Source organism: Microbacterium sp. Cr-K20, assembly GCF_000708325.1.
Taxonomy (GTDB): Bacteria; Actinomycetota; Actinomycetes; order Actinomycetales; family Microbacteriaceae; genus Microbacterium.
In genome coordinates this window covers 22,952-36,215 of record NZ_JARE01000057.1, presented here as the reverse complement: position 1 = coordinate 36,215, position 13,264 = coordinate 22,952, and the positions used below count along the sequence as shown (strand labels likewise).

At 68.6% G+C, this 13,264-nt stretch carries 17 protein-coding genes and 1 tRNA gene; 8 read left to right on the top strand and 10 right to left on the bottom strand.

Going from position 1 to position 13,264, the window contains the following annotated elements; genetic code table 11:
* Positions 1-13 precede the first annotated feature (13 nt).
* Together ftsX and ftsE are read right to left on the bottom strand one after the other, a co-directional pair.
* Complete coding sequence (gene ftsX / locus GZ67_RS0113600; RefSeq protein ID WP_029262498.1) at positions 14-928, bottom strand: permease-like cell division protein FtsX; 915 nt, start codon at positions 926-928, stop codon at positions 14-16.
* Positions 925-2,067 carry a cell division ATP-binding protein FtsE gene (ftsE, locus tag GZ67_RS0113595; RefSeq protein WP_029262499.1) on the bottom strand — a complete coding sequence of 381 codons (1,143 nt, stop codon included), beginning with the start codon at positions 2,065-2,067 and terminating at the stop codon, positions 925-927. The genes ftsX and ftsE overlap by 4 nt, the downstream gene beginning before the upstream one ends.
* A gap of 184 nt (positions 2,068-2,251) precedes the next feature.
* On the opposite strand from ftsE, the gene GZ67_RS0113590 reads away from it, so the two are divergent.
* Entirely contained in the window at positions 2,252-3,304 is a 1,053-nt protein-coding gene (locus tag GZ67_RS0113590) for a DUF2510 domain-containing protein (RefSeq protein WP_029262500.1), read from the top strand.
* A gap of 25 nt (positions 3,305-3,329) precedes the next feature.
* Positions 3,330-4,286, top strand: coding sequence for a DUF2510 domain-containing protein (locus GZ67_RS20835; RefSeq protein WP_051662537.1), 957 nt, complete (start codon positions 3,330-3,332; stop codon positions 4,284-4,286).
* Positions 4,287-4,336: 50 nt separating this feature from the next.
* On the opposite strand, the gene prfB is transcribed toward GZ67_RS20835, so the two are convergent.
* Positions 4,337-5,446, bottom strand: coding sequence for a peptide chain release factor 2 (gene prfB / locus GZ67_RS0113575; protein WP_029262501.1), 1,110 nt, complete (start codon positions 5,444-5,446; stop codon positions 4,337-4,339).
* A 118-nt stretch (positions 5,447-5,564) separates the two neighbouring features.
* Between prfB and GZ67_RS0113570 the strand changes: the two genes are divergently transcribed.
* The 3 genes from GZ67_RS0113570 to GZ67_RS20240 are packed head-to-tail and all read left to right on the top strand — an operon-like array spanning position 5,565 to position 7,376.
* Complete coding sequence (locus tag GZ67_RS0113570) at positions 5,565-6,818, top strand: MFS transporter (RefSeq protein ID WP_029273922.1); 1,254 nt, start codon at positions 5,565-5,567, stop codon at positions 6,816-6,818.
* Positions 6,815-7,111 carry a hypothetical protein gene (locus tag GZ67_RS20245; RefSeq protein ID WP_051662536.1) on the top strand — a complete coding sequence of 99 codons (297 nt, stop codon included), beginning with the start codon at positions 6,815-6,817 and terminating at the stop codon, positions 7,109-7,111. The genes GZ67_RS0113570 and GZ67_RS20245 overlap by 4 nt, the downstream gene beginning before the upstream one ends.
* On the top strand, positions 7,083-7,376 hold the full coding sequence (locus tag GZ67_RS20240; protein ID WP_051662535.1) for an NUDIX domain-containing protein: 294 nt from the start codon (positions 7,083-7,085) through the stop codon (positions 7,374-7,376). Before GZ67_RS20245 ends, GZ67_RS20240 begins: the two co-directional genes overlap by 29 nt.
* Positions 7,377-7,389: 13 nt before the next feature.
* Here GZ67_RS20240 and GZ67_RS0113560 read toward each other — a convergent pair whose 3' ends face one another.
* From GZ67_RS0113560 to GZ67_RS0113530, 7 genes are read right to left on the bottom strand one after another with little or no spacing between them, the layout of a single operon-like run.
* Positions 7,390-7,830, bottom strand: coding sequence for a pilus assembly protein TadG-related protein (locus GZ67_RS0113560; protein WP_315985401.1), 441 nt, complete (start codon positions 7,828-7,830; stop codon positions 7,390-7,392).
* Positions 7,827-8,261, bottom strand: a complete 435-nt coding sequence (locus GZ67_RS0113555) for a TadE family protein (protein ID WP_231481811.1) — start codon at positions 8,259-8,261, stop codon at positions 7,827-7,829. The genes GZ67_RS0113560 and GZ67_RS0113555 overlap by 4 nt, the downstream gene beginning before the upstream one ends.
* A complete protein-coding gene (locus GZ67_RS0113550; protein WP_029262505.1) occupies positions 8,251-8,652 on the bottom strand; it encodes a TadE/TadG family type IV pilus assembly protein in 402 nt (133 codons plus the stop codon). Before GZ67_RS0113550 ends, GZ67_RS0113555 begins: the two co-directional genes overlap by 11 nt.
* 1 nt (position 8,653) lies before the next feature.
* On the bottom strand, positions 8,654-8,884 hold the full coding sequence (locus GZ67_RS0113545; protein ID WP_036303604.1) for a hypothetical protein: 231 nt from the start codon (positions 8,882-8,884) through the stop codon (positions 8,654-8,656).
* A gap of 33 nt (positions 8,885-8,917) precedes the next feature.
* Entirely contained in the window at positions 8,918-9,856 is a 939-nt protein-coding gene (locus GZ67_RS0113540; RefSeq protein ID WP_029262507.1) for a type II secretion system F family protein, read from the bottom strand.
* Positions 9,853-10,710: a type II secretion system F family protein gene (locus GZ67_RS0113535; RefSeq protein WP_029262508.1), complete on the bottom strand. Its 858-nt coding sequence runs from the start codon at positions 10,708-10,710 to the stop codon at positions 9,853-9,855. Before GZ67_RS0113535 ends, GZ67_RS0113540 begins: the two co-directional genes overlap by 4 nt.
* A complete protein-coding gene (locus GZ67_RS0113530; RefSeq protein ID WP_036303606.1) occupies positions 10,707-11,849 on the bottom strand; it encodes a CpaF family protein in 1,143 nt (380 codons plus the stop codon). The genes GZ67_RS0113535 and GZ67_RS0113530 overlap by 4 nt, the downstream gene beginning before the upstream one ends.
* A 188-nt stretch (positions 11,850-12,037) precedes the next feature.
* Here GZ67_RS0113530 and GZ67_RS0113525 point away from each other — a divergent pair, with 188 nt between their 5' ends.
* The 3 genes from GZ67_RS0113525 to GZ67_RS0113515 all read left to right on the top strand — a co-directional run bounded on the left by GZ67_RS0113525 (position 12,038) and on the right by GZ67_RS0113515 (position 13,258).
* Complete coding sequence (locus GZ67_RS0113525; protein WP_051662534.1) at positions 12,038-12,229, top strand: hypothetical protein; 192 nt, start codon at positions 12,038-12,040, stop codon at positions 12,227-12,229.
* A gap of 85 nt (positions 12,230-12,314) precedes the next feature.
* A tRNA-Leu gene (locus tag GZ67_RS0113520) sits at positions 12,315-12,396 on the top strand.
* Between the two features lie 97 nt (positions 12,397-12,493).
* The gene (locus GZ67_RS0113515; protein WP_029262511.1) at positions 12,494-13,258 is read left to right on the top strand and encodes a DedA family protein; all 765 of its coding nucleotides are present in this window, start codon (positions 12,494-12,496) and stop codon (positions 13,256-13,258) included.
* Positions 13,259-13,264 lie beyond the last annotated feature (6 nt).

Genomic DNA, 13,264 nt, shown 5'->3' with positions numbered 1-13,264 from the left:
GCCTTTCAGGATATCAGGTACGGAGCCAACGCCTGATCGCGAAGCCGGCGGACAACGCGGCCAGGACGACGCCGATGCCGATCAGCACCGGGACGACGAGCATCGCGTCCTGCATCGTCACCCAGGTCGTGATGAACGGGACGCGGCCTCGCAGGTAGCCGTTCACCCCGAAATGCATGCCGGCGACGACCGCGGCACTGGCCAGCGCCGAGCCGAGGAACGCCGCGAACACGCCTTCGAGCACGAACGGTGTCTGGATGAACCGGTTCGAAGCGCCGACCAGGCGCATGATGCCGATCTCCTTGCGACGCGCATACGCCGACAACCGGATCGTCGTCCCGATCAGCAGGGTCGCCGCTATCAGCATGAGCACCGCTATGCCGACGGCGATATACGTCGCGACGGTCAAAGCGGAGAACAGCGGTTCGAGGTATTGGAGCTGATCCTTGACCTGCTCCACTCCGGCCTGGCCGCTGAATGCCTCGGCGAGCACCTGCGACTGCCCCGGGTCTTTCATCGTCACGAAGAAGACCTCGAATGCCTGGTCGGGCGTGAGCACACTCGCCTGGTCCTCGCCGAGCTGCTCGACGAGCTTGGCGTACGTGTCCTCTTTGGTATCGAAGGTCAGCGAGCTGATGAGCGGTGCCAGCGCGTCGCCTTCGAGCTGCGCCCGGACCGCGGCCACCTGCTCCTCGCTCGCGGCTCCGTCGATGCAGGTGTCGGATTCCGAGACCGCGGAGCACATGTACACGGCGACCTGGGCACGCTCGGCCCAGTAACCCCGCATGACGCCGATCTGCGACTGCATCAGGATCGCCGCGCCGACGAAGGTGAGCGAGACGAAGGTGACGAGGATCACCGAGATGACCATCGAGATGTTCCGTCGGAGACCGCCCAGGGCCTCGGTCAGGATGAGTCCGATTCTCATGAGGTCGGGCCCACTTCCTCGTCGTCTTCGTCGGAGAGCCCGAGGCGATCTGCGACTCCGAGCTCGGCGACATCGACGGTGGGCAGGGTGATCGGGTGCGTGCGAGGTCGGACGACCGCCGGCGGCTCCGTCACGGTCGGCGGCTCGACGACGGCCGGTGGTTCCACGACGGTCGGCGGCTCCACGACAGCGGCGATGGCGCCGGTCGCCGGGACGGCGCTCGGCTCCGGTGGCTCGACCGTGCGCGGGGGTTCGGCCTTCTGCGGAGCACCTGCCGGAGCATCCGAGGCGCGCTCGTCTGCGGCGGCCTTCCGCTGGGAGCTGAGCTCCTCGGCCAAGGCAGCGCGGACCGAGGAGAGGTCCGCTGTCTGACGCTGGACCTCCTGCACCGCCGTCAACGCCGCTGCGGCGGCAGCACCGCGCACCTTCTCCGGCACGAGGCGCGGGATGTTGGAGGTGTCGCCGTATCCGCCGTGAACCTCGTCACGCACAATCTCGCCGTCGCGCAGCTCGATCACCCGGCGCTGCATCTGGTCAACGAAGCCGGCCTCATGCGTAGCCATCAGCACGGTCGTGCCGCCGGCGTTGATGCGCGCGAGAAGCTGCATGATGTCGACGGAGGTCGCAGGGTCGAGGTTGCCTGTGGGCTCGTCGGCGAGCAGCACCTGCGGACGATTGACGAGGGCACGAGCGATCGCGACGCGCTGCTGCTCGCCGCCGGACAGCTCATGCGGCATGCGCTTCTGCTTGCCGTCGAGTCCCACGAGCGCGAGCGCCTCGGGCACTGCCTGCTGGATGAATCCGCGCGAAGAGCCGGTCACCTGCAGGGTGAAGGCGACGTTCTGGTAGACCGTCTTCGACGGCAGGAGGCGGAAGTCCTGGAACACCGAACCGATGTGGCGCCGGAAGTAGGGCACCTTGCGGTTGGCGAGCGAACGGAGATCCCGGCCGAGCACGGCGACGCGGCCTGCCGTCGGTACGTCTTCGCGCAGGATCAGACGAAGACAGGAGGACTTGCCGGAGCCCGAGGCGCCGACGAGGAAGACGAACTCCCCGCGTTGCACTTCGAAGTCGACACCGGAGAGGGCGGGCTTCGACGTCCCGCGGTAGCGTTTCGTGACGTTCTCGAACCGAATCATGACGGTTCGAGCCTAAGCGCGCCCCTCCTGCTGACCGCGAGCGACACCCCGCACCGGCGCGTCCGCATCCGGAGAGCATGGGGATTGCTCCCCATCAGGAACTCCCTGCGAAGTCACCGGCCACTGCTATACATAAGGGTGCGGTCGCACCATGGAGCGGCCGAATCGTCTTCGAGGGGGACCCATGAGCACGACACCTGCAGGTTGGTACGACGACGGCAGCGGACGCCAGCGGTGGTGGGACGGTGAGCAGTGGACGGAGCACTTCGCTCCGGACGCGACCGCCGCAGCCGATGCGGAGTCGACACCGGTGGCACCGGATGCCGCCGAGGCGTCGACCGGAATCGAGACACCGGTGACCGACGCTCCCGCCGTCGACGAGGAGCCCTCTTATGACGCACCGGAGGCACCGTCCACCGATGACACCGTGATCCGCACCTCCGCCGAGGCGCCGACCGCCGCGACCACACCGCTCGGCGACGACGTGGCCGCCTACGCGGCTCCGGCAGCGCCCGACTACTCCCCGACGGCCACGCCGGAACAGCCCGTGTCGAGCTACCCGGGCGCGGCTCCGGCATACCCCGGCGCGGGCGCACCGTCCGGCTATCCCGCAGCTGCCCCGTACGTGCAGACCGAGCCGGAAGCTCCGAAGAAGCTGTCGGTGCTCGGACTCGTCGGACTCGGACTGTCGGCCGTCGGCACGATCCTGGCGTTCATCCCGCTGATCGGCTTCATCGGCTTCATCCTCCTCGGCGCGGGCTTCATCGTCTCCCTCATCTCGCTCTTCCTGAAGGGGAAGAAGTGGCCGGGGATCGCCGGCCTGATCCTCTCCGTGGTCGGCGGCATCATCAGCGCCGTGATGTTCTTCGTCTTCTTCTTCGCTATCGCCCAGAACGCGAGTGAAGAGATGAACAACCTGCCCAGCTCCTCGCCGTCGATCGAAGCCACCGAGCCGGGCGAGACCGACGGGACGGACAGCGCCGACGACGGCACGCGTCCCACCTCGGCCGAGGTGGCGGTCGGACTGACCGCGATCCTGGCCGCCGAAGGCACGGAGGGCTACACCGAGCCGCAGATCACGTGCCTCTCGGACCTTCTCGTCGAGTCCGAGCTCGACAACTCGACGCTGCGCGCGATCGCGGAGAGCGACGGCACGCTGACGGATGTCGACGCCGCGTACGGTTTCGCCGAGGTACTGGGCGACACCGAAGCCATCACCGCGTGCTTCGTCCCCTGAGCCGTCGGACGAGCGGAACCATCTGATGACGACGCCTGCCGGCTGGTATGACGACGGCTCCGGCAGCCTGCGGTGGTGGGACGGCACGCAGTGGACCGCGCACGTGCGGACCTCCGACGGTGCGCCGGTGGCCCCGGAACGACCGTCGGTCGAGCCGGTTGCCTCCGCCGTGCCGTCGCCCGGCACAGCGCCGTTCACCCCGCCCTACACGCTGCCCTCGTCGGGGGTGTCGACCGAGCGGATGATCGCGCCCGACCTCGTCGGAGCACCCGGCGGGGCGTGGGGTGCGCCGGCACCGCAGCCGCCCGCGCCCGGAGTCTCGGTGCTCGGAATCATCGGTCTCGCCGTGGTGGTCGTCGGCGTCGTGTGCGCCTGCATCCCGGTGATCTCGATCGTCGGCTGGGCGCTTCTCGGCGTCGGATTCGTGCTGTCGCTCGTGTCCCTGTTCCTCCGCGGCCGCAAGTGGCCGGGGATCACGGGGCTGGTGGTGTCGGCGATCGGAGCGCTCCTGGCGTTCGCCGTGTCGCTGCTGCTGCTCGCGACCGTCTCGGCCCCGGCCGACGCCGCTGCGAGCGCCGAGGAGCGCACGGACCCCGCGCCGATCGAGGGTGCCGAGATGGTGCCCTTCGCCGAGCTCGAGGTCGGCGACTGCCTGCCGTTCGTCGACTACGAGGACACGGGTCAGATCTACGAGTTGCCCGTCGTCCCGTGTGAGCGGCCGCACACGGATGAGGTGTACTTCATCTTCGAGGTCGATGAAGAGGCGTTCCCCGGCGACGATGCTCTCGGCGAAGCGGCATGGGACGGCTGTGCCTCGCACTTCGACGCATACGTCGGCATCGCCTATGAAGACTCGGTGCTGGATTTCTACACCTATCAGCCGACGGAGACCTCCTGGGCCCGCGCAGACGATCGCACCGTCCAGTGCATCCTGTACAGCTATGAAGACGTGACCGGCACTCTCGAGGGTGCGAAATACTGACGAGTCACACGAAGAAGGCCCCGGAGTGATCCGGGGCCTTCTTCATGGATTCAGTCTTCGATCTTGCGCTTGCGCCAGCGGATGCCCGCGGAGATGAAGTCATCCAGGTCTCCGTCGAACACGGCAGCCGGGTTGCCCGACTCCTGGCCGGTGCGCAGATCCTTCACCAGCTGCTGGCCGTAGAGGAAGTACGAGCGCATCTGGTCACCCCAGCTCGCGGTGATGTTGCCCGCGAGCTCCTTCTTCTTGGCTGCTTCCTGTTCCTTCTGCAGCAGCAGGAGGCGGGTCTGCAGCACGCGCATGGCGGCGGCGCGGTTCTGGATCTGCGACTTCTCGTTCTGCATCGACACGACGATGCCGGTCGGAAGGTGCGTCAGGCGCACAGCGGAGTCGGTCGTGTTGACCGACTGACCGCCGGGGCCGGAAGAGCGGAACACATCGACGCGGATGTCGTTCTCGGGGATGTCGACCTCGGTCGCCTCCTCCATCAGCGGGATGACCTCGACCGCGGCGAACGACGTCTGGCGCTTGTCGGCGGATCCGAACGGGCTGATTCGGGCCAGACGGTGTGTGCCGGCCTCGACCGAGATGGTGCCGAACGCGTAGGGCGCGTCGATCTCGAACGTCGCCGACTTGATGCCCGCGCCCTCCGCATAGGAGGTGTCCATGACCTTGACCGGGTACTTGTGCCGCTCGGCCCAGCGCAGGTACATGCGCATCAGCATCTCTGCGAAGTCTGTGGCGTCGTCGCCGCCCGCACCGGAGCGGATGGTGATGATGGCGCTGCGCTCGTCGTACTCGCCGTCGAGCAGAGTCTGCACCTCGAGCTGGTTGATCAGGTCGGTGAGCGAGGCGAGTTCGGTGCGAGCCTCCTGCGCGGACTCCTCATCCCCCATCTCGTTCGCGAGACCCACGAGCACCTCGAGGTCGTCGAGACGCTGCGCGATGCCGGTGATGCGGGCGAGCTCGGACTGACGGTGGCTGAGTGCGCTGGTGACCTTCTGCGCGTTCTCGGTGTCGTCCCAGAGGTCGGGGGCACCGGCCTCCTCGCTGAGACGCGCGATGTCGTCGCGGAGACGGGAGACATCGACGACCTCGCTGATGTCGCCGAAGGTGTGCCTGAGCGCCTGGATTTCGGCGGAGAGATCTAGTTCGAGCATGACACCTCAGCCTAACGTGCCGCCCGCACGCACGGGGACCTCGTCTTCGACGGCACATCGGCCGGAGTAGCGTGAAGACGTGAGCAGTGCATCGGCGGTCCTTCGACAGTTCGGACCCATGGTGTACCTGCCGACGGTCCTGTTCGCGCTCGGCGAGGGCGCCGTGATCCCGCTCATCCCGGTGCTGGCGGCATCCATGGGCGCAGACGTGGCGTTCGCCGCGCTCGTGGCGTCGGCGTTGGTGATCGGCCAGCTGTGCGGCAACCTCCCTGCCGGATGGGCGGTGGGCAGGATCGGCGAGCGGTACACGATGGTGATCGCCGGCGTGATCGCGATCATCGCGGGGATCGGGATGGTGTTCGCGCCCTCGCTCGGCGTGCTCGCGGCGTCGGTGTTCCTGCTCGGCATCTGCGCGGCGGCCTTCGGCCTCGCCCGTCACGCGTTCATGACCACCCGCGTGCCGGTCGCCTTCCGTGCGCGCTCCCTCTCGCTGCTCGGCGGCAGCTTCCGCCTCGGAATTTTCATCGGGCCGTTCGTCGCCGCCGGGCTCCTGCAGGTCTTCGGCAGCGAGAGTGCGGCGATCTGGTTCTTCCTGGGCTGCCTCGTCGTGATGGTCGTGCTGGTCCTCTTCGGGCCCGACCCCGAGAAAGCGATCGCTCCCCTTCCGTCGACCACTCACGAGCGCTATCTGGAGGACTCTGGTGAGGCCGTGAGCGGATCCATCCCGACGATCGAACGGCTGGGGATCTTCCAGACCATGTGGCGACAGCGCGCGGTGCTCGGGCGCCTCGGACTGGCCGCCGCCTCACTCTCCGCCGTCCGATCCGCCCGACAGGTCGTGCTCCCTCTGTGGGGACTCTCGCTGGGACTGGATGCCTCGACGATCGCCCTCGTGGTCGGCGTCTCCGGGGCGATCGACTTCGCGCTGTTCTACGCGAGCGGCCAGGTGATGGACCGCTTCGGGCGGTTGTGGGCGGCGATGCCCGCGATGGTGCTGATGGGTGCCGGCTTCCTCGCCCTGTCATTCACGCACGATGCCGACGCCGCGGTGCTGTGGTTCGGGATGTTCGCGGCGGTGCTGGGCGTCGGCAACGGCCTGTCCAGCGGCATCCTGCTGACTCTCGGCGCGGACGTGGCCCCGAAGCGCGAGCCGGCCGCCTTCCTGGGCTCCTGGCGGACGCTGACCGATGCGGGCGGTGCGCTCGCGCCGTTGCTGGTCTCGGCGATAACCGCGGTCGCCGCGCTGCCGTTCGCCGCGGCCGCCATGGGTGTGATCGGTCTCGTCGGCGCGGCAGGGTTCGTGCGCTGGATACCGAGGTTCGTGCCGCGGGAGCGACCGAACGACAACCCGACCGACGAGGGTGCGGAATGATCACGAATCTGACGGCCGATGCCCATCGTCTGGTCTCGACGTTCGTGCCCCGCTCCGAGCGTGACCGCCGCGCACACGCGGACTTCGCCTCGTTCTTCGGGGAGGCCCGGGGGCCGGTGCATCGCGGCTCAGGTCCGGATCATCTGACCGCCTCGTGCGTGGTCTTCGACGCCTCGCTGCAACACACGCTGCTCGTCTTCCACCGCAAGGGACAGTTCTGGGTGCAGCCGGGGGGGTCACGTCGAGCGCGGCGACGACTCTGTCGTGAGCGCAGCACTGCGGGAGCTGCGTGAGGAGACCGGTATCGTGACGGACCCACCGGCCGCTCCCCTCGCGTACGACCTCGACCACCATGGGCTGTCCTCCCGCTTCGGTGCGTGCGTCTCGCACCTCGACATCGGGATCGCCGTCGTGGTCGATCGAGATGCAGTGCTCACCGTCAGCGACGAATCCGAGGATCTGCGCTGGTGGCCGGTCGACGCGCTGCCTACCGCGATACCACCACAGCTCGAACCCCGGCTCGACGGTCTGCTCACGCAGCTGCGCGATCCCCGCTGAACCGACTCGCTCGTCAACGCAGCGCGGTGCGACTGGTCGCCGTGGACTCCAGGCGGACGCCGTCGGGCACGAACGGGGACAACAGGGGCGGATGCCACGAGGCCGCCACGGTCACTCGCGCAGACACCCCGTCCGGAGTCCTGGCCGAGACGAGTGACGCCTCCCCCGGCAATGCACTCACCAACTCGGCCGCCTGCTCCGTCACCGCGGCATCCGTCAGCTCGGCCCGAACCGCACCATCGATCGCCTGCACGGTGAATCCGTCCGCCCCGGCGAGCGCGGCGGAGTCGGCGAGCGCGTCCAGTCGCTTCTGCGCGAGATAGAGATCGGTGGCGCAGACACACACGAAGATCACCACCAGGGTGAGGAGCACATAGCCGAGGATCAACGGAAGCGTGCTGCCGTCATCGCCCATGCCGGCCGCCCGCGCTCCGCGCATACTGCGGCCGCTCACTCCGAGCCCCACAGCCTCGACATCTTCTGCACGGATTGCGCCTGCACGGGCACCGCGGTGGATCGGTCCAAGGCGAGGATCTCCGGCACCAGCGGGAGTCGCGCCCGCGTGGCGACGGTGACGATGATCGTCGCTCCGGCAGAAGGGCATTCGGTGCCCGTGGGGCGACAGGAGAGTGTGAGATCGACCGCGCCGGCATCGAGCCCGTACTCGTCGATCACCTGTGCGAGCACGACGTCGCCGCGTGCCGCGGCCGACGCGGCGTCGGGAGCCTGCGCGATGGCGCGGGCGATGTGGCGAGCGGCCGCCTCCGCTCCGAGAATCTGCTCCTGGATCGTTCCGAGTGCGACGACGAGGTAGATCATCGGCACCAGGAGGATCACTCCGACGGTGATGAACTCGAGCGCCGCGGAACCGGCGTCATCGATCACCGAACGCCTCCACCGGTGCATGCGCCTCCACCTCCATCGCGAAAGGTACGCCGATCAGTCCGAGCAGAGGGAAGGTCGAGCGCACTCGAACGTCGACGGTCTCCTGCCCTCGAGCGCCCGAGGAGCCGATCCGGACGTCTTCGGCATACGACGCACCGATCGCCCGGGTGATGACCTCCTGGGTGCGCTCGATCCCCTCCTCCTGAGTCGTGTCGGCGAGGGCCGCGTGATACGCGCCCTCCACGGCCGCGTCGTGGACCACGTTGCGCACGTACACGGCGAGCGCGAGCTGGAGGACTCCGAGCGTCAGCGCTGTGAGGAGCGTCCCGACCAGCAGGAACTCGACGGGGCTGGATCCCCGGTCGTCGGCGAGTGACCGCGCGACGCGCATGTCAGAGCCCGGAGACGCGCTGAATGGCCTGCTCGAACAGTGCGGTCAGCGCAGGGCCGGCGACAGCCCAGATCAAGACGACCAGTCCGGCCGTCATCAGCGTGACGAGCACCCAGCCGGGTACGTCTCCGGTCTCGTCGCGGGCGAACGCGTCGACGCGGCTCGCGACCGAGCGCCACGGGCGTCGCCGGGTGCCCTGAAGATGACGGGTGTCCTGTCGTGGTGCGAACATGGTCGTCCTTTCATGGCTGATCGTCATGGCCGGTCAGCCGATACCGAGTCGGAGGATGAAGAGTCCCGGGTAGACGGCGAACAGCACCGACAGCGGGAGGATGAGGAAGACGAGCGGCAGCAGCATCAGGATCTCCTTGCGCCCTGCCTGTTCGATGAGCGTTCGCTTCGCGTCTTCCCGTGCGTCTCCCGCCTGCGCATGCAGCACGGCGGCGAGCGGTGCACCGTGCTCGAGGGCGGCGATCACCTGGTCGACGGCACGTGACAGCGCGGTCAGGTCGAGGCGTCTCGCCATCTCGGTCAGCGCATCGGCGAGCGGCGACCCGGTGCCGACCGCGACCACGACGCCACGGAGCTCGCCGGTCAGCTCGCCGGAGCCGACAGCGGCCACACGACGCAGAGCATCGAGGAACCCCTCGCCTGCCGACAGGCACAGGGCCAGGAACTCCAGGGTCGTCGGAAGCTCATCGGTGAGACGCACGCGGCGCGCCTTGGCCCGTGCCGACAGCTGCAGATCGTACGCGGTCGCGGCGGCGGCGCCGCACAGCAACGGCATGACGCCTGTGGGAACGGACAGCCGTCCGGTCAGGGCGAGCACGATCAGAACGACGGCGCCGGCCCCGATGCCGGCGAGCGCCCAGCCCAACTGCCTGCCACGGAACGTCGCCGGCTCCATCGAAACACCGGCCTGGGAGAGCCGCCGCCGAAGCACCTCTCCGCCTCCGAGTATGCGCTCGAACACGTCCCGCAGCCCGCCCCACAGAGTTCGGGCGTTCGCGGGCAGTGTGCCCGCGAGCGGGAGAACACCCCGTGGGAGGTCCTCATCCGGGACCACCTCTCGCACGTAGGGGCCGATCCGCACGCTCAGTGAAGCGGCCCGCCAGCGCGGGAGGCCGGCGAGGATGCTCAGCACCCCGACGGCGAAGCCGCCACCGACGAGCACGGCACAGGCGAGCGCAGAGAACCCGCTCACCCGAACCACCGCCGAGGTTCCGGGAGCCGCCCGACGCGGACCATGATCTGGAAGGCGATGACCGAGACCCCCGCGCCGACGCAGATCACGATCACGCCTTCGGGTGTGCCATACGCCGAGGCGCCTTCCGGTCGCATGACCAGTAGCGCGAGGATGACCCACGGTGCGATCGCGCCGAGCACGGCCGCGCCGCGAATCCACGACTGCCGCGCCTCGACCTCTCCCCGCAGGGCGGCATCCGCCCGCACGGACGCGGAGAGCGCGCGGAGCACCCCGACCAGCTCGGTGCCGCCGACCTGACGCGCCATCCGCAGGGTCTCGACGATGCGATCGCCGATCGGGTCCGCCAACGACGTCTTCAGCCGATCGAGGCTCGTCTCGAATCGACCGCTCGCTTGCAGGTCTCTGGCGAACACGCCGAACGCGGGCCGCAGCATCGTGGGCGCGGACTCGGCCAGGCTCGCCACGGCATCGGGGAGGGAGAGTCCGACGCGGATCGACGCGATCAGAAGGTCGCAGACGTCGGGCCACAGCTGCCGACGCAGCCGGCGCAGCCGCAGCCGCCTTCCGCGCAGGAACATGATCGGCGTCAAGGCTCCCGCCGACGCGGCGAGCAGCACGAGGATGGGGAGTCCGGTCAGCAGCCATGCGGTGGAGGCGGCGGTGAGCCCGGCGGCCATGATCACGGCGATGAGCGCACGCGCCGACAGACTGTCGAACCCCGCCTCGGCGTTCAAACGGATCAGTCGCGCCTTGGGGGCCGTCGGGGCGGCGTCCGGTCTCGGTGGCCACAGCCACGGAGACGCGCACAGGAGCACTCCGGCCGCGAGGACCGCCCCGAGGAGGAACGTCACGACGCGACCTCGGCCTGATAGATCCGGGTGGTGCGGATGCGTCCGTCATCGACGTCGCCGGTGGGAGCGATGATCTCCTGCACCCGCCGTTCCCCGGCACGGTCGCGGACGCAGTGCACCACGAGATCGACCGACGCCGCGAGCGCAGGAGCGATGAATCCGCGATCGATGTTCCGGCCGGCCAGCAACGGCAGGATGCTCAGCTTCTCGAGCGCCTCCGTGGCGGAGCTCGCGTGTACGGTGCAGGCACCGGGGACGCCGGTGTTGAGCGCGAGCACCAGATCGAGCGCCTCGGCGTCGCGCACCTCACCGACCACCAGCCGATCCGGCCGCATGCGCAGCGCTTCTTTGACCAGACGGCGCAGGGTGATCTCGCCTGTGCCTTCCAGGCTGGCCTGACGCCCTTGGAGCGCGACGAGGTCGGGGCCGTCGACGGCCAACTCGAAGGTCTCCTCGACCGTCACGATGCGCTGCGACCCGGCGCATGAGTCCAGCAGCGCCCCGAGCACGGTCGTCTTGCCGGCATGCGTCGCTCCGGAGACGATCACACTGCGACCGTCGTGCATCGCGCCCCGCAGGGTCTCCGCGACGGTGGCGGGCATCATGCCCTGACGTGTCAATGCCTCGAGCGACCGGTACTTCGGCAGGAACTTGCGGATGTTGACGGCCCACGACCCTCGCACGACATCGGCGATGGCCACGTGCAGACGAGACCCGTCGGGTAGCGAAGCGTCGACGAACGGCTGACTGATGTCCACACGTCGTCCGGTGGACTGCAGCATCCGTTCGACGAGATCGCGCACCGCGATCTCGTCGAGTCGCAGCCGGGTCCGTTCCGCTACGCCCTCACGAGCCACATGCACGTGGCCGGAGCCGTTCAGCCAGATCTCCTCGACCACGGGATCGTCGAGCAGGGGCTGCAGCGCCCCGAATCCGCTGAGGGATGCCAGCACCTCGCGGACGCACGCCGCCTCGTCCTCGATCAGGGCCTCCCCGCGCGCGAGGGCGCGGTCGTCATGACGACGCACCTCCGCGTGAGTGATCCGCCACGCCGAGTCCGGATCCACGGCGGGATCGATGCCCTCGGATCGGAGACGCATCCGCACACGTTCGGCGACAAGGGCGGAAGGATGACTCACCCCGGCATCCTCGCAACAATCCGCCGGGTGGCTCCGAAGTTATCCACAGCCATCTTGGGGACCGCGGGAGCGCCGCCTCAGCACGACCCTCACCACATCCGTCGCCGTCGCGCAAGGGAGCAGACGCCGTGGCCGTCCCCTGCTGGACTCGGCGATGCATGACGTGATCTCAGCGAAAGGACACCGACATGACCGACACCACTCCGTCCCCGTCGAACCCCGACGAGCCCTCTCCGCTCTTCCCCGATGAGCCGCTCGCCCCCAACCCGGAAGAGCCGCTGGCGCCCAACCCCGAAGAACCTCTCGCGCCGAACCCCGAAGAACCTCTCGCGCCGAACCCGTCGGAGCCCGGCATCCCACCCTCGGCTCCTCACGCGTGAGGCGCGGCCCGTCGGTCGGCGGGGGCGAACTGCGGGCTGATCCCCAGACACGCGGTTTCAGCGGTCAGTAGACTGATTCCACCGCGCGGGAGTGGTGGAATTGGCAGACACGCAGGATTTAGGTTCCTGTGCCCCAGGGCGTGTGGGTTCAAGTCCCACCTTCCGCACGAGAGACGATGCTGCCGTCCGCCGGTCGCCGCACGCGTCGCTCAGCCGCACCGCCGACCACTCACGACCGACGGGACTCCCCCAGTGCTCGAAACCATGCTGCACGCGCCGACCGCTCTCATCCCCTGGCTCGACCCCCAGACGATCATCGGCGCGGCCGGGCCGTGGGCACTGCTCGTCGTGTGCTTCATCATCTTCGCCGAGACGGGTCTGCTGGTCGGGTTCCTGCTTCCCGGCGACACGCTGCTCATCATCGCGGGCCTGCTCACGCACACCAGCAACGTGTTCGGCGTGAACATCTGGGTCGTCTCGCTCCTGATCGCCCTCTCGGCGTTCATCGGCGGCGAAGTCGGCTATCTGATCGGCCACAAGGGCGGCCCGGCGATCTTCGAGCGCAAGGAATCGGGGCTCTTCAGCAAGAAGAACGTGGAGCGGACGAACGCGTTCTTCGAGCGCTTCGGCGGTCTCACGGTCATCCTGGCGCGCTTCGTCCCGATCGTGCGCACCTTCGCCCCGGTCGCAGCGGGCGTCGGACACATGCCGTGGCGTCGATACTCGCTGTACAACTTCATCGGCGCCATGATCTGGGGCTTCGGCCTCACGATGGTCGGCTACCTGATCGCCTACATCCCGTGGGTGCGCGATCTCGTCGTCGAGTACATCGACGTGATCCTGCTGATCGCGGTCGGCGGCACCGCTCTGGTTACGCTCTGGCACTACTTCTCCGAGCGCCACAAGGCGAAGAAGGCTGCAGCGGCCGGTGAAGACGTCGTGACGGATGCCGAGGAGGCGCAGGAGCTCGTCCTGGACGCCGACGTGTTCGACCGCGCGCCCGACCTGGACGGCGACGGCAAGCACTGAGTTCCC

Bases quoted from the DNA above. Each gene is read 5' to 3' on its own strand.
- GZ67_RS0113525 (WP_051662534.1), top strand. From the start codon at position 12,038: ATGACCGACACCACTCCGTCCCCGTCGAACCCCGACGAGCCCTCTCCG.
- GZ67_RS20835 (WP_051662537.1), top strand. From the start codon at position 3,330: ATGACGACGCCTGCCGGCTGGTATGACGACGGCTCCGGCAGCCTGCGG.
- ftsX (WP_029262498.1), bottom strand. From the start codon at position 928: ATGAGAATCGGACTCATCCTGACCGAGGCCCTGGGCGGTCTCCGACGG.
- ftsE (WP_029262499.1), bottom strand. From the start codon at position 2,067: ATGATTCGGTTCGAGAACGTCACGAAACGCTACCGCGGGACGTCGAAG.
- GZ67_RS0113545 (WP_036303604.1), bottom strand. From the start codon at position 8,884: ATGTTCGCACCACGACAGGACACCCGTCATCTTCAGGGCACCCGGCGA.
- GZ67_RS0113550 (WP_029262505.1), bottom strand. From the start codon at position 8,652: ATGCGCGTCGCGCGGTCACTCGCCGACGACCGGGGATCCAGCCCCGTC.
- prfB (WP_029262501.1), bottom strand. From the start codon at position 5,446: ATGCTCGAACTAGATCTCTCCGCCGAAATCCAGGCGCTCAGGCACACC.
- GZ67_RS0113515 (WP_029262511.1), top strand. From the start codon at position 12,494: ATGCTGCACGCGCCGACCGCTCTCATCCCCTGGCTCGACCCCCAGACG.
- GZ67_RS20245 (WP_051662536.1), top strand. From the start codon at position 6,815: ATGATCACGAATCTGACGGCCGATGCCCATCGTCTGGTCTCGACGTTC.
- GZ67_RS0113570 (WP_029273922.1), top strand. From the start codon at position 5,565: ATGGTGTACCTGCCGACGGTCCTGTTCGCGCTCGGCGAGGGCGCCGTG.
- GZ67_RS0113590 (WP_029262500.1), top strand. From the start codon at position 2,252: ATGAGCACGACACCTGCAGGTTGGTACGACGACGGCAGCGGACGCCAG.